The 24,620-nt window shown below is 27.9% G+C and carries 27 protein-coding genes; 18 read left to right on the forward strand and 9 right to left on the reverse strand.

The window, feature by feature from the left end; genetic code table 11:
• Window positions 1-11: 11 nt before the first annotated feature.
• The 5 genes from QIA19_RS03830 (at window position 12) to QIA19_RS03850 (ending at window position 4,514) form a co-directional block, all read left to right on the forward strand.
• Complete coding sequence (locus tag QIA19_RS03830; RefSeq protein ID WP_301366239.1) at window positions 12-308, forward strand: hypothetical protein; 297 nt, start codon at window positions 12-14, stop codon at window positions 306-308.
• Complete coding sequence (gene yajC, locus QIA19_RS03835) at window positions 301-618, forward strand: preprotein translocase subunit YajC (RefSeq protein ID WP_002657363.1); 318 nt, start codon at window positions 301-303, stop codon at window positions 616-618. The genes QIA19_RS03830 and yajC overlap by 8 nt, the downstream gene beginning before the upstream one ends.
• A gap of 84 nt (window positions 619-702) precedes the next feature.
• A complete protein-coding gene (gene secD, locus QIA19_RS03840) occupies window positions 703-2,463 on the forward strand; it encodes a protein translocase subunit SecD (protein WP_301365946.1) in 1,761 nt (586 codons plus the stop codon).
• Window positions 2,447-3,346 (forward strand): protein translocase subunit SecF, encoded by a 900-nt coding sequence (secF, locus tag QIA19_RS03845; RefSeq protein ID WP_301365948.1) that lies wholly within the window; start codon window positions 2,447-2,449, stop codon window positions 3,344-3,346. The genes secD and secF overlap by 17 nt, the downstream gene beginning before the upstream one ends.
• A gap of 25 nt (window positions 3,347-3,371) precedes the next feature.
• Window positions 3,372-4,514, forward strand: a complete 1,143-nt coding sequence (locus QIA19_RS03850) for a hypothetical protein (protein WP_008882215.1) — start codon at window positions 3,372-3,374, stop codon at window positions 4,512-4,514.
• Here QIA19_RS03850 and QIA19_RS03855 read toward each other — a convergent pair.
• Entirely contained in the window at window positions 4,511-5,341 is an 831-nt protein-coding gene (locus QIA19_RS03855) for a DnaJ domain-containing protein (protein ID WP_008882211.1), read from the reverse strand. The genes QIA19_RS03850 and QIA19_RS03855 overlap by 4 nt on opposite strands.
• A gap of 108 nt (window positions 5,342-5,449) precedes the next feature.
• Between QIA19_RS03855 and psgB the strand changes: the two genes are divergently transcribed.
• Window positions 5,450-6,583: a HemN-related non-iron pseudo-SAM protein PsgB gene (psgB, locus tag QIA19_RS03860; RefSeq protein ID WP_301365951.1), complete on the forward strand. Its 1,134-nt coding sequence runs from the start codon at window positions 5,450-5,452 to the stop codon at window positions 6,581-6,583.
• Here psgB and rpiA read toward each other — a convergent pair.
• The gene (gene rpiA / locus QIA19_RS03865) at window positions 6,570-7,256 is read right to left on the reverse strand and encodes a ribose 5-phosphate isomerase A (protein WP_301365952.1); all 687 of its coding nucleotides are present in this window, start codon (window positions 7,254-7,256) and stop codon (window positions 6,570-6,572) included. The two genes, psgB and rpiA, sit on opposite strands and share 14 nt — an antisense overlap.
• Window positions 7,257-7,404: 148 nt before the next feature.
• Between rpiA and gpmA the strand changes: the two genes are divergently transcribed.
• Window positions 7,405-8,151: a 2,3-diphosphoglycerate-dependent phosphoglycerate mutase gene (gene gpmA, locus QIA19_RS03870; RefSeq protein ID WP_301365954.1), complete on the forward strand. Its 747-nt coding sequence runs from the start codon at window positions 7,405-7,407 to the stop codon at window positions 8,149-8,151.
• Window positions 8,152-8,219: 68 nt separating this feature from the next.
• On the opposite strand, the gene lysS is transcribed toward gpmA, so the two are convergent.
• Window positions 8,220-9,785: a lysine--tRNA ligase gene (gene lysS / locus QIA19_RS03875; RefSeq protein ID WP_301365956.1), complete on the reverse strand. Its 1,566-nt coding sequence runs from the start codon at window positions 9,783-9,785 to the stop codon at window positions 8,220-8,222.
• 86 nt (window positions 9,786-9,871) lie between these two features.
• A complete protein-coding gene (era, locus tag QIA19_RS03880) occupies window positions 9,872-10,744 on the reverse strand; it encodes a GTPase Era (RefSeq protein WP_301365958.1) in 873 nt (290 codons plus the stop codon).
• A 104-nt stretch (window positions 10,745-10,848) separates the two neighbouring features.
• On the opposite strand from era, the gene QIA19_RS03885 reads away from it, so the two are divergent.
• Genes QIA19_RS03885 through QIA19_RS03895 form a run of 3 tightly spaced genes read left to right on the forward strand, consistent with a single transcriptional unit; the run spans window position 10,849 to window position 12,094 of the window.
• On the forward strand, window positions 10,849-11,205 hold the full coding sequence (locus QIA19_RS03885; RefSeq protein ID WP_301365960.1) for a hypothetical protein: 357 nt from the start codon (window positions 10,849-10,851) through the stop codon (window positions 11,203-11,205).
• Between the two features lie 9 nt (window positions 11,206-11,214).
• On the forward strand, window positions 11,215-11,625 hold the full coding sequence (locus QIA19_RS03890) for a hypothetical protein (RefSeq protein WP_301365962.1): 411 nt from the start codon (window positions 11,215-11,217) through the stop codon (window positions 11,623-11,625).
• A 19-nt stretch (window positions 11,626-11,644) separates the two neighbouring features.
• Entirely contained in the window at window positions 11,645-12,094 is a 450-nt protein-coding gene (locus QIA19_RS03895; protein WP_301365964.1) for a DUF192 domain-containing protein, read from the forward strand.
• A gap of 8 nt (window positions 12,095-12,102) precedes the next feature.
• On the opposite strand, the gene QIA19_RS03900 is transcribed toward QIA19_RS03895, so the two are convergent.
• Window positions 12,103-12,771: a hypothetical protein gene (locus QIA19_RS03900; RefSeq protein ID WP_301366240.1), complete on the reverse strand. Its 669-nt coding sequence runs from the start codon at window positions 12,769-12,771 to the stop codon at window positions 12,103-12,105.
• 57 nt (window positions 12,772-12,828) lie between these two features.
• On the opposite strand from QIA19_RS03900, the gene QIA19_RS03905 reads away from it, so the two are divergent.
• From QIA19_RS03905 to QIA19_RS03940, 8 genes are all read left to right on the forward strand, one after another.
• Complete coding sequence (locus QIA19_RS03905) at window positions 12,829-13,788, forward strand: glycosyltransferase family protein (RefSeq protein ID WP_008882190.1); 960 nt, start codon at window positions 12,829-12,831, stop codon at window positions 13,786-13,788.
• A complete protein-coding gene (locus tag QIA19_RS03910; RefSeq protein ID WP_301366241.1) occupies window positions 13,781-14,779 on the forward strand; it encodes an N-acetylmuramoyl-L-alanine amidase in 999 nt (332 codons plus the stop codon). Before QIA19_RS03905 ends, QIA19_RS03910 begins: the two co-directional genes overlap by 8 nt.
• Entirely contained in the window at window positions 14,769-15,320 is a 552-nt protein-coding gene (locus QIA19_RS03915) for a flagellar filament outsheath protein (protein ID WP_301365967.1), read from the forward strand. The genes QIA19_RS03910 and QIA19_RS03915 overlap by 11 nt, the downstream gene beginning before the upstream one ends.
• 77 nt (window positions 15,321-15,397) lie before the next feature.
• Entirely contained in the window at window positions 15,398-16,423 is a 1,026-nt protein-coding gene (gene flaA, locus QIA19_RS03920) for a flagellar filament outer layer protein FlaA (protein ID WP_008882275.1), read from the forward strand.
• Window positions 16,424-16,486: 63 nt separating this feature from the next.
• A complete protein-coding gene (locus QIA19_RS03925) occupies window positions 16,487-19,081 on the forward strand; it encodes a chemotaxis protein CheA (RefSeq protein WP_301365969.1) in 2,595 nt (864 codons plus the stop codon).
• A 6-nt stretch (window positions 19,082-19,087) separates the two neighbouring features.
• Window positions 19,088-20,488: a CheR family methyltransferase gene (locus QIA19_RS03930; protein WP_301365971.1), complete on the forward strand. Its 1,401-nt coding sequence runs from the start codon at window positions 19,088-19,090 to the stop codon at window positions 20,486-20,488.
• Between the two features lie 11 nt (window positions 20,489-20,499).
• Window positions 20,500-20,985, forward strand: a complete 486-nt coding sequence (locus tag QIA19_RS03935) for a chemotaxis protein CheX (protein WP_002557258.1) — start codon at window positions 20,500-20,502, stop codon at window positions 20,983-20,985.
• Window positions 20,986-21,024: 39 nt separating this feature from the next.
• Window positions 21,025-21,465 carry a response regulator gene (locus QIA19_RS03940; RefSeq protein WP_002557259.1) on the forward strand — a complete coding sequence of 147 codons (441 nt, stop codon included), beginning with the start codon at window positions 21,025-21,027 and terminating at the stop codon, window positions 21,463-21,465.
• 41 nt (window positions 21,466-21,506) lie between these two features.
• Here QIA19_RS03940 and QIA19_RS03945 read toward each other — a convergent pair whose 3' ends face one another.
• From QIA19_RS03945 to QIA19_RS03960, 4 genes are read right to left on the reverse strand one after another with little or no spacing between them, the layout of a single operon-like run.
• Window positions 21,507-22,022 carry a hypothetical protein gene (locus tag QIA19_RS03945; protein WP_301365973.1) on the reverse strand — a complete coding sequence of 172 codons (516 nt, stop codon included), beginning with the start codon at window positions 22,020-22,022 and terminating at the stop codon, window positions 21,507-21,509.
• Window positions 22,019-23,065: a hypothetical protein gene (locus QIA19_RS03950; protein WP_301365975.1), complete on the reverse strand. Its 1,047-nt coding sequence runs from the start codon at window positions 23,063-23,065 to the stop codon at window positions 22,019-22,021. Before QIA19_RS03950 ends, QIA19_RS03945 begins: the two co-directional genes overlap by 4 nt.
• Window positions 23,059-23,922, reverse strand: a complete 864-nt coding sequence (locus tag QIA19_RS03955) for a hypothetical protein (RefSeq protein ID WP_008882222.1) — start codon at window positions 23,920-23,922, stop codon at window positions 23,059-23,061. Before QIA19_RS03955 ends, QIA19_RS03950 begins: the two co-directional genes overlap by 7 nt.
• Entirely contained in the window at window positions 23,919-24,581 is a 663-nt protein-coding gene (locus QIA19_RS03960; RefSeq protein WP_301365978.1) for an HAD family hydrolase, read from the reverse strand. The genes QIA19_RS03955 and QIA19_RS03960 overlap by 4 nt, the downstream gene beginning before the upstream one ends.
• Between the last annotated feature and the right edge of the window lie 39 nt (window positions 24,582-24,620).

The following is a 24,620-nucleotide window of genomic DNA, read 5'->3' on the forward strand; positions in this document are numbered from 1 at the left end:
AAGGAATTATTTTGAGTGAGGATGAATTTGTTTTTTGTATAGGCTTTGATTGTTCAAAGGCAATAGTAGATAGGCAGCTTTTAAGAGAAAATAAGAGTAAAAGTGCTAAGGAACTTTTTGAACTTGGACTTTACAGAAGTGCCTTTAGCAAAGCTCTTTATAGGAATGACGATGGTCTTATTAATTATTTAATTGAAGAGTATAATAAAATAAGTAACTCTAATTATACCAAAAAAGATGATTTTAAGCTTTTATTTGGAGTAGTTTATCCCGATGATATTAATAAGATAAAAGTGACATATGTATAGTATGGGAGGTTTTGTGTTTTTATTGCAAGAATTTAGCGGCAATAGTAGCTTTTTACGAAGTTTATTAGTTTTTGTGCCTGTTATTGCTATATTTTGGTTTTTAGTGATATCTCCTCAGCGTAAGGAAGAGAAGAATAAAAAAGAAATGATAAAAAATCTAAAAAAGGGCGATAAGGTATTAACAATAGGTGGAATTTTTGGAGTTGTGAAAAAATTAGGCGATACGGATGTTATTTTAGAATTAAGTCCAAATAACGAAGCAGTATTTATAAAAAACTCTATTGATAAAGTTTTGTCTGAAAAAAAATGAAGTTAAAAAAGGGTATTATTTAAAGGTAAAATTAGAACTGTTAGCTAATGATGGTATTTTTTAAAAATTTTAAGGATTTGTATAATGAAAAAAGGATCTAAGCTTATATTAATATTGTTGGTGACGTTTTTTGCATGTCTTTTAATATTTCCGACTTTAAAATGGTATTTTTTAATGAGCGTTGAGGATAAAAAAATAAGCTCATATTCACAAGAGGCCTTAAGGGATTATTCAAAGAAAAAAGCCCTGAATGATCTTGTTAAGCTTAAGGAACTGTATAATAAAGATCCCAATAGCAGTATTCCAGCTAGTTTGTCTTATTTAATTCCAATAGCAAAAAATAATTATAGGTCTTCAATGAAAATTCCACCTAATATTTTTACTGCTAAAATCTTGCGTGAAGGATTTTTGACTGATTCGGATATGGGAGAAGTAAGCTTAGAGATTTATAGGTATTATGAGAACATAAAGAGGGGCAAAAGCAGAATAATACATCTTGGGCTTGATTTGTCTGGAGGGATGAGTGTTACTATTTCTCTTGATTATTCAAGTGTTGAAAAAAAATTAGGTCGTTCTTTGACTTTTGCTGAGAGAGAGGATGCCATTTATCGGATAATGCAAATTCTTAAAGATAGGGTAGATAGGTTCGGGCTTACAGAGCCTAAAATTGTAAGAGAAGCCGGGGGAAATAAAATTTTCTTAGATATTCCTGGAGAAAAAGATGAGAGTAGAGTAAGCACTCTTTTGAGCGGTAAAGGTAATTTGACTTTTTATGTGGTTGATGATGAGTCTACATCTCTTTTACATGGAAAAATATTAGAAGCGGGCTCTCTTTTTTCTATTCCTGAAATTCAGGCAAGCATGAACCTTCCAGATAGTAAACAAATTTTTCCTTGGTATGTTAAAGATTCTTATGGTGTGGATGATGAGTCATCAGTTCGTTATTATGTAGTTGATGCAAGCCCTGAAAATTCATTTGATGGTGCTCACATTAAAGATGCTGGGGTTTCTAACGATCCTAGAACGGGCCGAGATACTGTTGCCTTTAGCCTTGATGTTGATGGAAGTGAAAAATTTTTTAAATTTACTCAAAAAAATGTTGGAAAGTCTTTGGCCGTTGTTATGGAGGGTAAAATTAAGTCTGTGGCAGGAATTGGATATGCTATTACTGGGGGCAACGTTTCAATTCAAGGTGATTCTTTTGATAAAAAAGAGGCCCAAGATCTTGCTTTAGTGTTTAAAACTGCAGCTTTTCCAGTTGATATTAAAATAGATGATTTGAGAATAATAGGGCCTACTCTTGGTGCTAGGACTATTGATCTTGGCATTAAAGCTTCTGCGCTTGCTCTTTGTTTAGTTTTTTTGTTTATGTGTGTTTATTATGGCTTGAGTGGTGTTGTAGCTGGATTTTCACTTGTTATTTATAATGTATTTTTAATTTTAGCGATATTGTCGGCCTTTAATTTTACTTTAACTTTAACAAGTGTTGCAGGTCTTATTTTGACAATGGGTATGGCCGTTGACATAAATATAGTTATTTATGAGAGAATTAAAGAAGAAATTAGAGAAGGCAGAAGATTTGAAAATGCTTTTGAAGATGGTTTTAAAAAGGCATTTTTATCAATTATGGATGCAAATATAACAACATTTATTGCGGTGCTTTTTTTAACTCTTCTTGGGACAGGAGTTATTCAAGGTTTTGCTTGGTCTCTTTCTGTTGGAATTGTGGCATCCCTTTTTAGTAGTTTGATTTTTTCAAGATTTATTTTGGAATTTATCATATCTGTTAGAAAAAGCAAACTTATAAGTATATCTTGGAGTTCAAAATATGCAAAGAGTAATTAATTTTTCAAAATATGGAAGCAATGTTTTAATTGTTAGTGCCGTTTTTATTTTGGTTGGGCTTATTTATACTTTTTTTTATCATGGTGGATACAATTGGGGAATAGATTTTTCTTCTAGGGTTAATATTAATCTTTCAATAGAAAAATCAAATATTAAAGAAAATGAAATTAAAGAAATATTCTCTCCAATTTATAAGACTTTAGATGTTAATAGTATTTTTTCACCAGATCAGAATAAAAGTGAATTCTCTATTATGGTAAAGTCTGATGTGATTGATTATGCTTTTAAAACAGAAGTTCAAAAAACAATATTAGATAAACTTAAAAAAACATTTGATGCTAATATTGAAGTTTTGGATTCTTATTTTATTGATTCAAGTTTTTCTTCTACTTTGAGAATTAGGTCAGTATTTTTAGTATTAGGAACATTTATCCTGATTTTGATTTATATAACTTTAAGATTTAAACTAAGTTATGCTATTGCTTCCATACTTTCAATATTTCATGATATATTTTTTATAGTTGCTTTTTTAGGGGTATTTAGAATAGAGATTAATAGCTATATTATTGTGGCAATACTTACCATTATTGGATATTCTTTAAACGACACAATAATTATTTTTGATAGGATTAGAGATAATGTTAAGCGATTAACCGATAACACATTTTTAAATGTATTAAACATAAGTATTAGTCAAACTTTATCAAGAACTGTTTTGACGTCAGTTACAACATTTGTTGCAGTATTTTCTATTTATGTGTTTACTGAAGGATCTATAAAAGATTTTTCTTTGGTATTTATGGTAGGGGTAATTGTTGGAACTTATTCTTCTATATTCATAGCGTCTCCAATACTTTTAAACCTGTATAAAAAGATAAAGTAGATCTTAAATAAGATGATATTGTGGCATGAAGTTTTTTGATTTTGGTTCATTAGGATTTTATAGATTTTTTGATTTTCAAAAATATCTTAATTTTAGCATTTTTAGGTATAGTTTAATAAATTATTATTCTTATCGAGAACAGTCAAGCCTTATTAACGATGCCAATTTGCTAAAAGATAAACTTTTGTTTTTGGATAAGATTTATAGGGATTTTAATCCCAGTATCAATAAATCTTGGGGTGCCAATAAAGCTATTTTTTTAGATACTTTACTTATTGTTAAAAATTTGATAAGAAAATATCATCCTAATTCCCAATTTTTAGACATTCATGAAGATGAATTGTTAGAAGATGTTTCCTGTTTTAATAAATTTTTAGACAAGCTTAAATATTTAAATTTTAGAGTAGATCTTAAACAAAAAATTGAAAATTTTGAAAAAAAGAGCAAGGCTCCATTTTCTTGCATAAGAATTGCCACATTTTTTATTCAAGAAGAATTTTTAGATCGACTTAGTAATTCATTGGATTTTTTTTCCAATGAGGCCAATAGTAATAATTTAGATGTAATTAATAAAGAAATTAATGATTATTATGAAAAAGTAGAGCAAATTAAAAAAAGTAGCAATATTAAAGAAACTCATAAAAAATTTATTATAGATCACACAAAAGAGAGAATTGATAAAATTATGAAAGATCATAGTCTTGACATTTCTAAACTACTTATAAAAATTGCTTTGCTTGAAATTACAATTCAATGTTTTGATAGCTATTATTTAAATTTATTAGAAATTTTACAAATTCTTTTATCTATTAATAATATAATTGAGATTGGTTTAAACGAATTACCAGATGCTATTTTTAATGAGTGGAATGAGCTTATTTATTTACGAAGAAAAGAGTTTCAAAAATTTGTTTTAATCTCTGATTATGTTTTCCAAAAAAGGATTGTATCTACTATAAATTCTGGAAATTGGAAATTTGCTTTTTTTACTCTTGCTCCCAGACAAGGGGATGTTTTTCAGTTTTCAGTGGATATTGCTAAAAATTTTGATAATATTGAGGATGGAATCAAAGAATATGAATCTAAAATAAATAAATTTAATGAATATAGGTCGGGTTGGGAGGCAAATTTAAAAAATTTTGGTCATTTATTTTCAGAAACACTTTAGCTGTATATCTCTTTTAATCTTTCGTAAATAGTTTTTACTTCATTATTTATTATTTTTGGAATTTTTACTATCAAAGTGACTTTAAGATCCCTTTTTGAGCTGCTTCCAATTATAGGCATCCCCAATCCTTTTAAGTTCAGAATTTCTCCATTTTTTGCATCTGATGGGATTTTAAGTTTTATTTTTTTCCCTTCAATTGTTTCAAATAGCTTTTCGCAACCCAAAGCTATTTCCCAAGGGTAAACTTCTATTGTTGTTTCTAAGGTTTTCCCATTCAGTTTAAAATTTTTATAACTTGATATATTAAATTTGACCATTAAGCTTCCTTTTATTCCAGAAATTGGATTAATAGGACCCTTGTTGTTTATTTTTATTGTAGTTGTTTCTAATGTTCCTTTTGGAATTATTACCTCGATTTTTTTGTTGTTTATAAGTATTGTTTTTTTACTTCCCATGTAAGCATCATAAAGTGAAATATTTACAATTATTTCTCTGTCTGCTGTTTTTCTTGAGGATCCGCCAAAGATTTTGGAAAAAAAATCTAAATCTTCAAAATTGCCAAATCTTGTGCTGCTAAATTCTCTTTCAAAATGGTCGTTGTTGACATTAAAATTTGTGTTTCCCAAAGAGTCATAATTTCTTTTTTTATCAGGAGAAGATAAAATTTCATAAGCCTCGTTTATTTCTTTAAACTTTTCTTCAGCTATTTTGTTTCCCTTGTTTTTGTCTGGGTGATATTTTATTGCCAATTTTTTGTAAGCTTTTTTTATTTCCTCATTACTAGCATTTTTTTGTATTCCAAGTATATTGTAGTAGTCTTTGGTCATTAAAAAATCTCCTTCAAATCTACCTTATTTATTATATTTTTTAAATATATTTTAATATTTATACTTTATATATGTTATAATTAAACCTAAATTTTTAAAAGACCAATTATGAGAGTAGATCTTTTACCTCTTGTCGAGTTAAGTCTTTATATTAATTTGTCATTTTGTTGTAAAGATTTTAGCATTTTTAATAGAATTTTAGAGGAATTAAAATGTCATTTAATCTTGTTGGGTCATCCAATTATAAAAACACTTTACATTAAGCACTTAGATTTTTGTTTATCTAGGCAAGATAATTTAAAATTTATTTTCACTTCTTTGTTCAAGTATATTAATTTGGCTTTATTAGAAGAATTTACTTTAGAAATTATTCCAGGTTATGTTGATTTTGAAAAATTCAAACTTTTGGATGAATTTTGTATTACTAGAATTAATCTTAATGTTCAAAGTTTTTCTTTAGAGTTTAGAAAGATTGTGGGGATACCCGAAATTTCTTATGAAAAATTGAGTATTTTAATTAACAATATTAGAAAGTTTCCTTTTGATTTGAATATTGACATGACTATCAATATGCCTTTGCAAAAAAAATCTCATCTCAAGCGAGATTTGAAAGAATTGCTTTCATATATGCCTGAGCATATTTGTTTTAGCGATTTTATATGTGAAGAGGAAGACTTTATCTTGAGAGATTTTGACAACAGCATTGATTCGGAAAAACTATGGTTTTATGCTCTCGAGTGTCTGGAATCCAATGGCTACATTAATTATGAAATTACTAATTTTGCATTAAAGGGGCATGAGAGCAGACACAATAAGTTAAATTGGGAGTTAAAGCCGTATTTAGGATTAGGATTGCATGCTGTAAGCTTGCTTTTTTGTAATGACAAGAATAATAATGTAAGAGCTTTGATTAGAAAAACTGGCAGTTTTGTTAAAGCAAATAATCACTTAGTAATGTTTGAATTGTTAGAGGATTTGGAGTTTTTTGTTTATCATTTTATTCAGGGGCTTGGAACCATTCAAGGTGTCAGCTTCAGGGCTCTTAGGCTTAGATTTGAGTACAATGAAAAACAATTTTTTCAGTTTATTAATTACTGCTCAACTTTAAGTAAAAAGTTTGTTTTTGATGATAATATTATGCTATTAAAAGGGAGAGAAAGGTTCAAGTTAGATTTTTATTTAGTAAAAATTATAAACTATTTTAATGATAACTTTTTTAAAGTTAAGTTTAGGCTTCCTTGATTTGTTTGTCTTGGTAATAAACTATTTTTGTGTTTTTATGGTTGAATATTCCAATCTCAAGTATACCTGGAAATAGTTTGAAGTATTTTTCTGTTCCTTCAGGATTTTCCACATGCATTTTTACATCTAAGATATAATTATTGTTATCAGTTATAGTGGGTCCTTTTTTTTCTTTACAAATTCTCAAGGTTGCCTCTAAATTCATTTCTTCAAGTCTAGTCATAATAAATCCAACAGCATTTTGGGCAACTTCTATGGGAATAGGCATTTTTGTTCCTAATTTTTTAACAATTTTGGTTTCATCTGCTATTATTAGCAATGTTTCTGAATTGTAGGCTATTACTTTCTCCATTAGATGAGCACCCCCCATTCCCTTTATTAAGCTTTTTTTTTCTAATAAAATTTCATCAGCTCCATCAATTGCAATGTCTAGATTTTTGTTAAGTTTTGAAAAATTTGATTCATAAGGAATTTGTTCTTTTGAGAGTAAATATTTTGTATCACTACTTGTTGTGTAGAATTTTAAATTTTTTAAGCTACCCGATTTTATCTTTTCGCTTAAATATTTTATTGCATAATAAATAGTTGTACCTGTTCCGATTCCAAGGTTCATATTGCTTTTGATATAGTGATCAATTGCATATTTTGCTACCAAAATTTTTTGATTTTCCATAAATTCTTTTCCTTGCTTGATAAACTTAAAGCTTAATGTATTTTAAAGTATATCATTATTTAATTACTAAGGCTTAAATCTTGACTAGATTTTATGCTAATTTATAATTATTAGTATTGGTAAATAAAATAATATGCTAGGAGATTTTATGTATAAATTAGTTTTAGTAAGACACGGAGAGAGTGAGTGGAATAAAGAAAATCTTTTTACTGGTTGGACAGATGTTAAACTTTCTGACAAGGGTATCGATGAGGCTGTAGAGGCGGGTTTGCTTCTCAAACAAGAAGGTTATTCTTTTGATATTGCTTTTAGTTCTTTGTTGTCAAGGGCTAATGACACTTTAAATATTATTTTGCGAGAATTAGGGCAATCTTATATTAGTGTAAAAAAAACCTGGAGATTAAATGAAAGGCACTATGGGGCTTTGCAAGGTTTAAATAAGTCAGAAACAGCTGCAAAATATGGGGAAGATAAGGTTTTAATTTGGAGACGTAGTTATGATGTGCCCCCAATGTCTTTGGATGAGTTTGATGTTCGTCATCCCATAAAAGATCCAAGATATAAACATATCCCCAAAAGGGAACTTCCTTCAACAGAGTGCCTTAAAGATACTGTTGCAAGAGTTATTCCTTATTGGACTGATGAGATTGCAAAAGAAGTTCTTGAAGGTAAAAAAGTTATTGTTGCTGCTCACGGTAATTCTTTAAGAGCGCTTGTTAAATATCTTGACAATTTAAGTGAAGAAGATGTTTTAAAGCTTAACATTCCTACAGGCATTCCTTTAGTTTACGAATTAGATAAAGATTTAAACCCCATTAAACATTACTATCTAGGTGATGAGAGCAAAATTAAAAAGGCAATGGAATCTGTTGCTAGTCAAGGAAAGTTAAAGTAACGATTTATTTGTATTAAAGTGTTAATAAGTCATATAATTATGACTTATTTTTTTATTAATTTTAAGGCTTAAACGCATTTACTTGTAATCTTTTCAAAGCGTTCAATACCAATTATTTTGATAAATCCAGCTAATTTGGGCCCTTTTTCTTTGTCAATTAAAATTTTATAAATTTGTTTAAAAAACAAAGCAGGCTCTATATTATTTTCTCTTGAAATTTTATATATTTTGTTTTGAATGTCTTGTTCTGTGGCAACTTCAAAATTTTTCTTTAAAAAATCCAAAAGCTCATTAATTGCTTTTTTGCTATTTTCTTCTAATATTTCCATATTATCAAATTTAGATCTTAATGAAAATTTGAAATCTTCGGGTGCAAAATCTCTTATCCAATTAATTGCGCAATTTATTTTATTTATTAGTTTGTCTTTTTGATCTTCTTGAACGTTTTTCAAGTAATTTAAAATTTTATTTATATTATTTTCAAATATTTGACAGATTACGGTTAAATGCCTGAATCCGATCTGATAAGGGATTCTTTTGCTTGGCATGTATGGTTGAGATAGTTCGTAAATTCTTTTAAATGCTCTTTTTTTTTCTTCTTTTACATCTTCTATTCCATAGTAGATTCTTTCAAATTTGTCGTAATCTTCGTATATTTTAATTACATCAAGATCAAATGAGATTGAAAATTCAGTATTTGGTTTAGTAGCAGCAAATAAAAATCTTGTGACCTCGGGTATATAGACTTCAAGAACATCTTTGAGCGATATGACATCTCCTGATGAGGAGGATATTTTTCCACCACGTCCTTTTATTGAAATGAAGTCATATTGAAATGTTACAGGAGGACTACCTTGAAAAATTTTTACAATATTTTTAGATGTATCAAAACTGCCGCCACTGCTGTGGTGGTCTTTTCCTGCAGGCTCAAAGTCAACTTTTTCATATTTCCATCTCATAGGCCAATCTATTCTCCAGGGAAGTTTAATGGCCCATGTGGTTCTTATGTCTAGAGATTCTTGATTTCCACATTCACATGAATACTCAACAGAGTAATGATTGTCATAATTATTTACAGTTGTTGTGTCTCTATTGCATTTTGTACAAAATATACTGATTGGATACCAATTTTCTTCAAGCTTTGAGGTTCTGTATTCATTTAATGCTTCAGATAGTTCTTTTTTATGATCAAGTGCAAATTTTATTTGGTTTGCATAAGTGTTGCTGGTATATTGTTTACTTTGGTCGATGAATTCAGGATTGATCCCCACTATAGGCAGATATTTTTCAAATTCAATTTCATTAGCCCTTGCATAACTTGTTTTGTAGCTTCTTGTGTCAGGGACTCTTGTTATTGCTTGTCTTAAATAAGTTGTAAGAAGTTCTTGTTCTGGCATATTTTTGGGAACTTTTCGAAATACGTCGTAATTATCCCAAGAATAAATAAATCTTACTTTTGATCCAGAGTCTCTTAGTGCTCTTGCTACAAGGTCTACCGAAATAACTTCTCTAAAATTGCCAATGTGCACGGTTCCAGATGGAGTAATTCCCGATGCTACTGTGTATAAGTTTTTTGGACCTTTTTCTTTTTTTATTTTTTCTGCGTAAAAATCTGCCCAGTGTGCTGTTTTCACATTTTATTCCTAATTTAAATTTAGGTAAATTTTAGCATTTTGTTTTTCAAGTTTCAAGAATTTAAAAAAATGTAGTTAAATGTTTGTTAATTTATAAGTCTTTTTATTAGCTTATCTTCTTTGTTCCAATTTTTTTTAAGTTTTACCTGTAAGAATAGGTTGCATTTTGTTTCAAAAATTTTTGCAATTGTTTTTCTTGCTCTTTCTCCTATTGATTTTATTTCTTTTCCGTTTTTTCCTACAATTATTCCTTTTTGACTTTCATTGGCTACAAAAATATTTGCTCTGATAAAAAGACTTCCTTTTTTATTTTCTAAGGTATCAATATCCACATACAAAGAATAGGGAAGTTCTTCTTTTAGGTTTTCAATAGCTTTTTCCCTTATTATTTCACTAATTCTAAAATTTATTTCTTGATCGGTGTAGTATTCTTGTGGATAATAAAGTGGGCCTTCTGAAAAATTTTCATAAATTTTATTTTTTAGTTCTTCTGTGTTAATTTTTTTTTCAGCAGATATTTTAATTATATTGTTATCTTCTATTCCTTTTTCTTTTAGAAATTGCGTTATTTCTTTTATTTTTGTATTTTTAAGGTCAATTTTATTAAGTATTACTAAAAATTTAATTTTAGAGTTTTTAATTATTTCTAACATTTTATTTTCTTCTTCTCCAGGTTTGTCTTGAATGTCTATTATGTATAAAATGAGTTCAACTTCTCCTATTGAAGAGTGGATATTTTTCATCATTGCAATATTAAACTTTTTTTTACTCAGATGAAATCCTGGTGTGTCTATAAAAATAATTTGTCCTCTGTCGTTCGTAAAGATTCCTTTTATTTTATTTCTAGTTGTTTGCGGAATAGGGGATATTATTGATATTTTATGTCCGCATATTGAATTTAAAAGGGTAGATTTTCCAGTTGATGGTCTACCAAGTATTGCTGCAAATCCCGATTTCATGTTTTAGTATTCCTTAAATATGTAATATTCATATATTTTTTATTATAATTAATTATATAGTATTTTAAATACTTATTTTTAAGTAAAATTTGAGGAATTTTCGTTTGGCAAAGGTAAATTTTGAAGTTTTTTGCGAGCAATGTGGCGAAAAAGTTGGACTTAATCGATCTGTTTGTCCCAATTGTGCTGCTAAGCTTGGTGATATCGAATGTCCAAATTGTAGGCATGTAGGTCCAGTTTCTGCTTTTGGAGAAGGTTGTCCTAATTGTCACTACAGTCCTTTTCAAGAACTTAAAGAAAAACCCTTTAAAAGAAAAGAAAGAGCAAGAATGGTAAGTGATAGAGCAGCTTCTAGGACCTTTGTAAGGCTTTTCCATTTTGGGATTAATGTTGATATTTTGCTTTATTTATTTTCAAGTTTTTTATTTGTTATACTTTTTCTTTATATTGTTTATGGCTAAAGGCTTTGTATGGGTATTACAGTTTTTTATTTATTTTCTATTTTTACATCTTTTGTTATGGGTTCTAGCATGGATTCTGTTAAAGAGAATGTTCTAAAGAGCACTATTTTTTATTATGATGTTGAAGAAGTTGAATTTCCTTATGCTAGGAAGCAGACTTTACAATTTATTGCTAAAACCCATTTAAAATATGCTGTTTTTAATTTTGACAAAAATAAAATGTTTTCGTACACTTTTGTTTTTGATAAAAAATTAATATCTCAGTATGCAATTTTTATTGAGGTAAAGAAAAAGTTTGGCGAGGCTACACTGGTAACGTCTTTGAATTATTTATGGGATCTTGGTGATTTTATTATTGTTTTAAATAAAAATATTTTAAGAATGACTTTAAAATCTTATATTTCAAATTATAATAAATGATTTTTAATAAGGCTGATAATTGAAAAAAATTTTAAAACGGTTTTTATTTTTAGTTTTGTCAATGTCTTTTTTATCTTTTGCTGATCATTTTTACGATAAAGAAATTATGATAAATGGGGTTAAGTTTGTTGTAAAAATAGCATCTAATGAGCTTGATAGGGCAAAAGGTTACATGGGGACTCAAAAAGTTGAATATGGCAATGGAATGCTTTTTGTTTTTAAAAAAGATCAAAATTTATCTTTTTGGATGGAAAATACACCTTTTCTGCTTGAAATAGCTTATATTGATTCAAATGGAATTATTAAAGAGATTTATGATTTAGAACCGTATTCCAGGGCAAATGTTAATTCTCTTTATAAGGTAAGGTATGCTCTTGAGCTTCCAAGGGGCTCATTTTCTAAATTTCAAATAAAAATAGGCGACAAGGTTCATTTTTGCTTTGATGTTAATTCTTTATTAGTAGAATGATTTTGAAATTATTGGGCTTTGATTTCTTGAAGTTCTTCTTCTATTTGATCTTCTTTAAGTTCATTATTAGATTCTTTTGTTGAATTTGTTTTTTCTTGCTTTAAGGTAGGCTGCTCATTTGATTCGTTTGTATTGCTGTTTTCTTCATTATTATCAATGTTTTCGTTGTTGGTTGTTATTATTTTTTTGAAAATACTTATTGTTGAGGTGATCTCGTCAATTGCATCAAGCAAAAATGTATCATTTGCAAATTCTTCTGCTTTTACAATATATACCAAAGAGTTGATTCCTCTTTCTGCATTATGAATAATCTCCCACGATCCAAATACTCTGTTATTATAACTATCGCTCATAAGCGAGTCAGATATTTCTTTTATTTTTGGTGTGTTTATATCAAATACTTTGACAATTCCAAATATTTCTCTTATCTTTGAATTTTTATATGAGTTTAGTTTTGATCTGATGATCACTTCTTCTTTTTCGTTATTGTTTATATCTTTAAATGCTATAAAGTCATTTTCTGAGTCTATTTTATATTCAATTTTGTTTTTATCTAAAAATTTTTTAATTCTCTTGTCGTACTGTATATTCTTATGATTGCAAGAAATGAGTGCAAAAATGATAATGATCATGCCGTAGAATAATGTATTAATATTCATTATTCTTGCAATTAGCATTGTATTATGTAACATATGATTATTATAATTTAATTATAAGGATTTTGAAAGTAATTTATGCGTCTTCCAGGTAGTGGCTATTCATATACTGTTATTCAATCTAAAAATAATTATTCACAAAAATCTTCTTTTGGAATTTCTTTTGTAATATTAAGCAGAGGAACAAAAATTTTTAGAGAAGATTTGTTTGAATTTTTATCAAATTTTGACTTTATAAGAGAAATAATTTCAATTGAAAAACAGAGCAATAGAAGTTCTTTGCAATTTATCTCAGAAAGTTATGGTAAGTTAAAATTTATTTTACTTTCTGACGATTTGAATTCTGGGGAAAAGGTTAATTTAGCAATGAAAGAATCCAGCTGTGATTTTGTTTTTGTTTTGCAAAGTGATATGTACTTGTTAAATCCCTTTTGGATTCCAAATATATTCGATGAAATAGTAAAAAAAAATGTTCTTCTTGTTGGTGGTGAGTTTTTTGATAAAGAAGAAGAAATGATTCCTTCAATTTTTCTTCCCAGTATAGATAAAAAGCAAAAGTTTAAGGTAATTTTAGTAAATTCTGAGAAAGACTATGAAAAAACTTTGATTACCATGGATTATTGCGGACTTTATTCTAAAGAGAAATTTTTACAGCTTGGAGGTTTTGATGGAAGGATTCAAAATGAATATTTTCAAAGAATAGATTTTGGACTAAGAGCTATTTATTTTGGGGAACATGTTTATATTTATAGAAAGCTGAGAATCCAGTATACTGCATTAAATTCGCCAGAAAATTTAACCAAAAGCAAAAGTTTTTTGATTTTTTTACTTAAGAATTATGTCCCAATTTTTGTTGGAAATGGCGTTGTTTTTTCTTTTTTAAGGTTTTGCAAAATTTGTTTAAAATACAAAATTAATCCTTTTCTCTTCCAAAAAGAGTTTAAGGAGATAAAAGGTGAGATTACTAAAAATAGCTTAAGATTCAAAGGAGACTTAAAGAGTGCCATTGAGCTTTGGGAAAATGATATTATTGATTGATTTGATTTTGTTTTCATATTTAAGCTTGTATTCTAAGCCCCCCGATTATTTAAATGTTCTTGATTTTTTTGATACTAATGTTTTTAAGTTTGATTTTAACATTGAAAATGATGTTTTTACAATTGAAAATGATAAGGGATATTTGAAGTTTAGGGTAGGCTTTGAATATGCGCTTACATCTTCTGGTTATTATATGTTTGTGGACCCAATTATTGACGTTCGTGGAGAAATTTTAATAAGTCAAAAGGTATTAAAACAAATTGAAAATTATTTTAGTTCTCTTAAAGACTATAATAAACCCAGAATTACTTCAATAATCATTGATCCTGGACATGGTGGGCATGATACTGGTGCTGTTGTGACTTTAAAGATAAATGGTTATGACGTTGTGCTTCAGGAAAAAGATTTTGCATTAACCTATTCTATATATTTGTCTAAAATTTTAAGTAATTATTTTGTAAATAAAAATATTTTGTTAACTCGTATAAATGACGTTTATTTAACTTTAAAAGAACGGTCGGAATTTGCAAATGCAATAAAGCCAAATTTTCCAAATAATGTTATATTTTTATCCATACATGCTAATGATGCTCCAAACAGTGAAGCTAGAGGAGTTGAGTTTTGGTATCTTCCTAAGGATTCAAAAAGAGAAGTTATTAAAGATTTTAAGGGATATGATATTAAAGGTAATAGATACTTAAGCGAGCTTAATGATATACTAGATATTAAATATAAATATGAATCAAAAAGATTGGCTGAGATTTTGTATAAAGTGTTTAAAAATGAGTTAAGCGAAACTAATATTAGGCCAATCAGAAAAGAGCAATGGTTTGTAATAAAAAACAGCAGTATGCCTGCTGTGTTGATTGAAATGGGGTTTTTATCCAATATTTTAGATGCTAAATTAATTTTGGATTATAATTACATGAGCAAGTTTAATATTCTAATACTTAAAGCTTTAATGGAATTTATAAATTTTTATGAAAAATAATATTTCGGATGTATTTTTTAAATATAATGTAGTGATTTATAAATTTTTAAATTCAAAAAAAGAGCATATGATTAGGGTGCTTTTTGGGTCTTTGGCAGTAAGCTTTTTGTTTTCTATTTGTATGGTTTTTTTAAATTATGATAATTTTTTTTCAAAAAAGGTTTTTTATTTTCATTCTAGCAAGGGATTTGTTGCTAATTTAAGATATTTAAGAGATGAAAAAACTTTGAAAGATAATTTGGATCTTTTAGTAAAAGATTTTCTTTTAGGAAGCAATGAAGGTTTTTCTTTTGGGTTTTTATTAAGTGATGCAAGATTCTTATATTCTTTTTTAAAGAATGGAGTTTATTATGTAAATCTTTCAAGAGAATTTTATGATTCTTTTAATAATGGTGATTATAATGAATCTTATGAATCTTTTGATGTTAAGGTTAAATATTTTGCTATGTCTTTAATAAAAACAATGCGCTTTAACTATCCTGGCAAGATGAAAAAGCTTGTTATTCTTGTTGAAGGGTGTATCTTAAAGGAGCAAAGTTGATAAATTAAATTTTACTAATAAAAATAATTAAAAAACTAAAATTTTATAAAAGATTTATATATAAGGAGTTGGTTTACATGAAAAGGAAAGCTAAAAGTATTTTATTTTTTTTATTATCCACTGTTCTTTTTGCTCAAGAGACTGGTGGATTAACAGAGGGTTCTAAAAGGGCAGAGCCTGGAGAATTAGTTTTAGATTTTGCCGAGCTTGCAAGAGATCCAAGTTCAACTAGACTTGATCTTACAAATTATGTTGATTATGTATATTCGGGCGCTTCTGGTATTGTTAAGCCGGAAGATATGGTTGTAGATCTTGGGATAAATAATTGGAGCGTTTTACTTACTCCTTCTGCAAGGTTGCAAGCCTACGTTAAAAATTCAGTTGTTGCCCCTGCTGTTGTTAAGAGTGAATCAAAAAGGTACGCAGGTGATACTATTTTGGGGGTAAGAGTTTTATTTCCAAGCTATTCTCAATCATCTGCTATGATTATGCCACCATTTAAAATTCCTTTTTATTCAGGGGAAAGTGGTAATCAATTTTTAGGCAAAGGTCTTATTGATAACATTAAAACCATGAAAGAAATTAAAGTATCTGTTTATAGTTTAGGATATGAGATAGATCTTGAGGTTTTATTTGAAGATATGAATGGCATGGAATATGCTTATTCTATGGGTACTTTAAAGTTTAAAGGGTGGGCTGATTTAATTTGGTCAAATCCTAACTACATTCCTAATATATCATCTAGAATAATTAAAGACGATGTTCCAAATTATCCTCTTGCTTCAAGTAAAATGAGATTTAAGGCTTTTAGAGTTTCAAAGTCACACAGTTCAAAAGAGCAAAATTTCATCTTTTATGTTAAAGATTTAAGAGTTCTTTATGATAAGTTGAGTGTTTCAATAGATTCTGATATTGACAGTGAGTCTGTATTTAAAGTTTATGAGACTAGCGGAACTGAATCCCTTCGTAAATTAAAGGCACACGAAACTTTTAAAAGAGTTTTAAAGCTTAGAGAAAAAATTTCTATGCCTGAAGGCTCTTTCCAAAACTTTGTAGAAAAGATTGAGAGTGAAAAACCTGAAGAATCATCTCCGAAAAATTAGGTTTAAATTAATATGTAAAGCTACCTAAAAGGTTGGCTTTACATATTAATAATAGGAAATAGTATGGAAATATTAGATTTGGAAAATGAAGAGCTTTTAGGAGTTTTTTTTGAAGAATCTCAAAATCTTGTAGATATTCTTGAAGAGAATATTATGTCATTAGAGGATGATCCTAATAATTCTGATACTATTGATGAAATATTCAGGGCAGCTCATACTTTAAAAGGAAGCTCTGCTTCTCTTGATATGATGGAGCTATCTGATTTTACCCATATTGTCGAAGATGTTTTTGATGCTATTAGAGATGGTAAGGTAAATATAAATAATGATCTTGTTGATCTGCTTTTAAGTTCATTAGATGTTATTAAGGAAATGCTTGCGCTTCGTATTGATGGCAAGGTTTATTTAAATGACATAAGTGATCTTAAAAGCAAATTAAAGCAATTTTTAGTAATTGATGATCAGACTTTTATTAAGAAATTTGATAGAAATTCAATTAAAAACAATTTTTGTCTTTCAAAATCAGATCTTGAGGAGATAAGAGAAGGGCTAGGAATTGGACAAAAGGTTTTAAGGATCAGTGTTGTTTTTAATTCAAATAGCAATTCTGAAGTTAAAAATGGTGGACTAAAAATATTTAATATTTTAAAAAATTTAGGATCTGTACTTCATACAATTCCTAAATATGAGCAAATCATAGAAGATAAATTTTTAAAAAGAGTTGATTATTATCTGATATATTCAGATATAGAGGGCGTGAAAAGAAGTTTAGATTCTTTAAATTTAATTGAAAGCTATTTGGTTGATGAATTTAACGTAAAAGAAGAATTAAAAAAGCTTGCAGATGAAGAGGTTAAAGATATTGATTTAGATTCCAATTTTGTTTTAAATGATAATTTTGATTTTACAGAGGATGAGATTGCTGATTTATTGCTTGAGGTTGAAAATCAAAAGTTATTTAAAGTTAGATTGGATTTTGTAAAAGACAATCCTATGGCTACTATTAGTGGGCTTCAAATGCTTCAAGCATTAAAAAGTCTTGGTAAAATTTTCAAGTCTATTCCAGATTCTAGCGAATTATTGGCAGATAAGTTTTTTGATTTTGTAATATATTACTTAATATCAAATACCAGTGAAGAAAGTATTTTTAAAAAGATTAATTTACCAGATGTTGTTAGTCATTTTGAAATCAAAAATGTTAATTTAGAATCTTTAAAGAGCGTAAGGCTAAAAGAAGACGATGAAGCACCTCTTAAGGAAAGTAAAAATATTAAGAAAAATAGTCCAATTAGTGTTAATTTAATTAGAATAGATAGCAAAAAAATAGATTACATATTAAATCTTGTCAGTGAGGCTGTAATAAGTAAATCATCTTATAATCAAATAAATTCAGAAATGATTACATTATTTTATAATTTTAATTATTTTTATGATTATCAAGAAAGTTTTCAGAGAAACTTTTTAATTGATTTAAAGATAGTTTTCAAAGATGCAGGTTTAACATTAGAAGATGAGATCGAATCACATATTAATTCTTTAATGAGTCTTAAAATGGAAAAGGCCCTTAATGATATATCTGAATTGAGGAATTCTTTTTTCAGGCTTCTTCAAAATTTTAAAATGACCTCTGGGCGACTGTCAAGAATAATTACAGATTTGCATGAGAGTGTTTTAAAAACTAGAATGTTACCAATATCTAATATATTTTCAAGGTTTACAAGAGTTGTAAGAGATCTTTCAAAGAAATTAAATAAGATTGTAAATCTTAAAATGGAAGGGGAAGAAACTGAGCTTGATAAATCTGTTATAGATGACCTTGTAGATCCTTTGATGCATTGTGTTAGAAATTCAATGGATCATGGCCTTGAAACAGCTGAAGAGAGAGTTAAAAAGGGAAAGAGCAAAGCAGGTACTATAATTTTGCGTGCTAAGAATGAGGGTAATGTAATATCAATTGAGATTGAAGATGATGGGATTGGTATAGATCCAAAGGTCATTAGGCGCAAATTAATTGAAAAGGGAACAATAAAAGATGATGCAATTTACTCTGATTTTGAACTTATTAACTTAATTTTTGCTCCTGGGTTTTCAACAGCAGTTCAAGTGACAGACCTTTCAGGTAGAGGAGTTGGTCTTGACGTTGTGAAAAAAAGCATTGAAAAGCTTAATGGAACTATTTTGGTGGAATCAGAAATTGGTCTTGGAACAATTTTTAAAATTAAACTACCATTGACGTTAGTGATTATACAAGGTCTTTTAGTAAAGTCGGGGTCTGAGACTTATGTTATTCCTTTAAATAATGTACTTGAAACTCATAGAATAACTGAACATGATATAAAATTGCTTGAAAATTATCATGAAGTTTATAATTTAAGAGATGAAGTCATTTCTGTTCTCAGGCTTGATAAACTTTTTAACATAACAAGAGATGATTCATTAATAGAAAAATTTTTAATAGTTGTTAATACTAGCAACATGAAGACAGCAATTGTTGTAGACTCTATTCTTGGTGAGGAAGATTTTGTAGTAAAGCCTATTAAGGATAAATTTTCATCAAGCGCGGGTATAGTTGGGGCTACTACGCTTGGCAATGGTAAGGTTGTATTGATAATTGATGTTTTTAAACTTTTTGATTTACAAAAGGATACTAAGGAGTGATCTCTTGTGCAGATAAAAGAAATTTATTTTGGACCCAAAATTTTAGATGATAAAAATTCTAATTCTAAATTGACCAATTTTGATTTTAAAGTTGTTTCTTTTGAGCTTGGGTCGGATCATTATTTAGTAGACATTATGCAGGTTAAAGAAATTAGAAAATCTAGTAATTTTACTTATGTTCCAAATGCCAAAAAGTATGTTGCTGGGCTTGATAATTTACGAGGTGAAATAATTCCTATTATAGATCTTAGAATAATGTTTAATTTAGAATTTAATAAAAAAGATATTGAAGATATTATGGTTTTAAAAAACGAAGACCTTCTTATAGGGGTAATTGTTGATAAAATTAATAATGTTTTTTCAATAGATTCTAGCCTTATTCAAGATCCACACCCAGTTTTATCTCAGGATTCTTTAATAAACTATATAAAAGGCGTTGTAGATTATAACGAAAAGCTTTATATACTTCTTAATGTTTTTAAAATTTTTAATTATGGTGAAGAAGAAAAGTTATTAAAACCTGGTCAAAATTTTGTTGAAAAAAGCGACTTTGCAAGCGATTGTTATAATTTAGATATACTAGAAAATTCTAAGAATGATTTTCCCAATAAGGTTTCTTCAAAAAATGATGGTAACAATGAAAATTCAACTCTAAACAATACTGCAACTTTTAATTTGGAAAATATTAAAAAAAATCTTTTGAAATACTCGTTTAATGCTTCTTTGGTAAATGATGTGTTTTTGGAAAAAGTTGGAGTAAAATTTAGTATGGTTGATACTGATTACTTGCCTTACGATAGTTTTTTAAATGAATTTTATTCAAAATCATCGGGAAATTTGTGGGGAGCTGATTGTTTGGAAGAATTTAAAAATGAAATTGTTGAGAGTCACTTAAATTTTATGAATAACTTAAATTCTATTTTCAATGTATTGGAAATTGGTTGTGGTAGCGGAAAGGAGACTATGGCTTTAGCCAATGCTTTGTCTGAATATTATATAAAACCTTTTAAGTTGACGGCTATTGATAATGATTTATCAAAAGTTGTTGAAACCTCTAGGTTGGTGTTTTCAGAGTCAGAAATTAGCATTAGTGAGATTTATCTTAGGAATTCTTTTGAACAAAGTCCCGGAGTTTATAAATTTAAGTCAGAAATTCTAAGTAATGTTTTATTTGAATATTCCGATGCTCTTTTTTCAGATTTGCCTGATAATTTGGGAATGGTTTTTTTAAAAGATGTTTTATGTTTTTTGGATAGTAAAGATCAGATTTTAATTTTAAATATCATTGCTTCCAAAGCTATTAAAGGGGCTCTTTTGGTTTTGGGAGATAACGAAGAGCTTAAAAATAATGATGTTTTTATAAAAGAGAAATCCACAAAATATTTTAACTTGTACAGGAAAGTCTAAAGGAGAAATTAATGAGAATAGATTATATAGAGCCATTTTTGGATGCTGCTTCTTCGGTTTTAAGAGATATGTTGCTTGTTGAGAATATAGAAATGGGTAAGCCCGGGCTTAAGTCGATAAATCAAAAGATAAAAGGTGTTTCTGTAATAGTAGGACTTGCTGGGTCTGTTGAGGGTAGTATAATTATTGATATGGATATAGAAACAGCTCTTTTTGTTGCTTCTAAATTAAATTTTGAAGAGTATGATGATTTTGACGATGAAGAAACAAAAGAGATGGTTGCTGCAACTCTAACTGAGGTTGGCAATATTATTGCTGGAAATTTTGTTACTACTTTGCATGCCAAGGGTTTTGTATTTGATATAACCCCTCCAGCTTTTATTTATGGAGAAAATATGAAAATAAGTAATAAAGGTTCTGAGGCTTTAATTGTTCCTTTTTCTTTGCCCGATGGTAAAATTATAGAAGTTAATATTGCAATAAGAGAGAGGGTTTGATATGAAAAAAATTCTTTTTATTAGAAGAGAGAGGTTAATATGATTCAAAAGACTACAATTGCTGCAGATTCTTCATCTAAGCCTAGAGGAATCAATTATGATACAGGCATTCCTTTTAATGTTTTAATTGTTGATGATTCTGTTTTTACCGTAAAGCAGCTTACTCAAATTTTTACATCAGAGGGCTTTAATATTATTGATACGGCAGCTGATGGAGAAGAGGCTGTGATAAAATACAAGAATCATTATCCCAATATTGATATTGTCACTCTTGATATTACTATGCCCAAAATGGATGGAATAACTTGTCTTTCTAATATTATGGAATTTGATAAAAATGCTAGAGTGATAATGATATCTGCTTTAGGCAAAGAACAATTAGTTAAGGATTGCTTAATAAAAGGAGCAAAAACATTTATTGTTAAACCATTAGATAGGGCAAAGGTTCTTCAAAGAGTAATGTCTGTATTTGTTAAATAAATTATTTATAAAAAAAAGTTCAAGCTTTAATTTTATTATTTTCATTCTCTTGGGAAAAAAATCATTTCATTACTTATTTTATCTAAATTCTTTAAAAAATAAGTAATGTTAAGGTTAAATATTTTTAGAGGTTCTGCATTATTTTCTATGTAAAGTTCTAATTTGTAAAATCCTTTTTTTGTGTATATTAGTGAATAGCTTTTAAAAATTCCATTTATATTTTTGATTTTAAATATTTTATATTTTAAAAATTTTTTATCAATGAGTTCGCTTTGAATTAGATATTTATTTGCTTCTTTGTAGTTTGAATTTAACAAGTTGTAGTTAGTTTTATTGAGCATTATGCTTTTTACAAAATGTTCTGTTAGTTTATAAATATTTTTTTCTATTTCGCTTGTTGGAAAATTGGTATAGTATTCTTTTTCTAAAATTAAATTGTAAGACGAATATTTTTTTATTTCTTCATCTGCTCTTTTTTCAATTGAGATGTCCAAAAGTCTGGCATTAAGTGGAAAATCTAACAATGCAAGTAGCATTATAATTATTTGAATTTTCATTTTATTTCCTGGTTTTTATTAATTATTTTTTTTACTTTTTCAATTTCTAAAGGTATTTTGCTTTTTCGTTTTGAGTTTAGTTTTTCTTTTAGCAAGAGATTGTTAAATGATTTTGCAAGTTCATATACTTTTTCTTCGCTTAAAGTGAAAGGAATTTGAATTTTTCGATATTCTAATGGGTCTTGTAAAATTTTTGTCATTAAAATAATAGGATTTAAAAAGCTTGCTTTAAAGAATTTATAAAAATTCATTAAAAAAATAGTAAATGATGCAAACAATGTAAATAGAAAAATTCCAAGAATAGAATCGCTTTTTCTTTGTAAATATTTATCTATATAAAATTTTGTTTTCTCTATTTCTATTACTCTGTATTCACTGGGACTGTAGTAAACAAATATTTCGTCTGATTTTGAGTATATTATGTCATCTTTTTCCTTGATTATTAAGATGAAGGGATATTTTTCTTTAATGTAAGCTTTTTCATTTATTATTGATATATTTTTAATAATATTAAATTCTTGTTTTTCTGGTATTGAATTTACAATTTTTGAGCTTGATATTATTATAAAAAATGTAAATGGTATTAATAAGCTCATTGAAAATGTCCTAGCAAATGCTATTAGTATTAGGTTCTTTTCTTTTGAATTGTAATATATTTCTATTATTAGGTCATTAAACCTAAGAAGTCTTAAAAATCTTAACTTGAAAAGTGATAGCATTATTGGATTTAATATTGTTTCATGGGCGACAATTATGTTTTTAAGCTGATATGAGCTATAAAACGCTAAAGGAATAAGGCAGTGAATTATATCGAAGAATAGATTGTTTCTGACGTAGATTTCTAATCTTTGGGAAAAGTAGGCCTTGGTTATTTTGTATAAAAAAATGAAAATAAAAATTGTGTCAAATAGAAACCCAAGAAATATTAATGCAAATCGTATTTTGTATGGTAAAAAAAGAATTATTGAGAGTTCTTCGATTAAAAGTTCAAATATTGAAAAGATTATTATTGCTTTTAAGAAAATTGAAAATTTTTTTACCATTTATTTCCCTTAGCTATTTCTGATAATTCTTTAATTATTCTTGAATCATATTCTCTAGAGCCCGACTGTTTTATTGAAAACCAACTTTCATCATACCCAATAAAACCTTTAACCGGATTGTTTTTGTATTTTGGAGTTCTTGCTCTGGCTGAAAAAATGGCAATTAATGTTGAAATTGGAGACATTGTTTGTAAGGTCTCATATTTGAAAAAGCTTTCAATTATAAGCTTGGCTGTCTTTTCGTCTAGAAAATCGGTATCATTGCTTATTGCTTTTGAAGTGGATTCAATGTTTTTAGTAGTAAGCTCTATTCCTTTTTCAAAGCAGTATTTAATTACCAATACTTTTAAGAGAAGTAGTATCTTTATATAATTTTTTATGATGTCTGATGAATAAAGTGCTTTATTTTCCTTTTGTATTAAATATATTGTATAAGAGTTTTTTCCTTCAAATAGTTTGTTTATATAAAAAGTAATGTATCCATTGCTTATAGTATTAAAATTATAAAAGAATTCTTTTCTTAAAGATGAGTTGACTTTGACAAAGTTAAATATCAAATTTAAGTCGTTTTTTGTCAATTCTTTACTAAAAAGAGGCTTTACAATGTTAAAATCAATAGCTTCAATGCCAGATAAAACAAATGGCGTAATCATTATATCTGTTTTATCCTTGACGTATTGAATTAGGTCTTTTAGTTCTGATTCAAAATCATTTTTGATGAATGTAGCAATTGTTTTTTTGTTTTCTTTTAAATAGTTAAGCATTTCAATTTCTTTTTCTATAGCAGATAAACTTTTTATGCTTTCATGATTGAATAGATAATGATATAAATAAGGAAAATATGGTTTTACATTCATTTTATTAGGTCCAATAGCTCAAGTGGGTTGTGTATTATATGTTTTGCTCCACTTTCTTTTAATTCTTGAACACTTCTAAATCCCCAAGAAACTCCTATTGGTATAAATCCAGCGTTTAGTGCGGTTAGCATGTCCACATCGCTGTCTCCAATATATGCGATTTCTTCTTTTCGGACATTTAATTCTAATATCATATCAAGGGCATTTTCAGGATCTGGCTTTGGTGGAAAATTTTTTGAATAACCCCTGATTTCAAAAAAAAATATATTTCCAAAAATATTTTTTACCAAATTTATTAATTCTTCGTGGTTCTTATTGCTTAAAATTCCAATTGGAATTTTAAGTTTATTCATAGTTTCTAGAAGGGTTTTTATGTTTTCGTATGGTTGTGTTTGGGATGAAAGATTTTTATTGTATTCTTTTACAAATTCTTTGTAAAGTTTGTCTTGCAAATTAGGATTGCTATGTTCAAGAGATAATAGCTTTAGAGTGTCTATTACAAACTTGTCAAATCCTCTGCCAACAAGGGCATTGAATTTGCTTAGTTCTATTTGATTGTATCCTAAGTTTGAAAGAGCAGAATTCATTGAGAATGTAATATCCATGATGCTATTTACCAGGGTTCCATCCATATCAAAAATGCAGGCTTTGATTTTCATAGTACTCTCTTTTATAATAGTTTATTTATTCTTTTATTT

Origin of the sequence: [Borrelia] finlandensis, from assembly GCF_030438365.2 — a bacterium.
Lineage (GTDB): Bacteria > Spirochaetota > Spirochaetia > Borreliales > Borreliaceae > Borreliella > Borreliella finlandensis.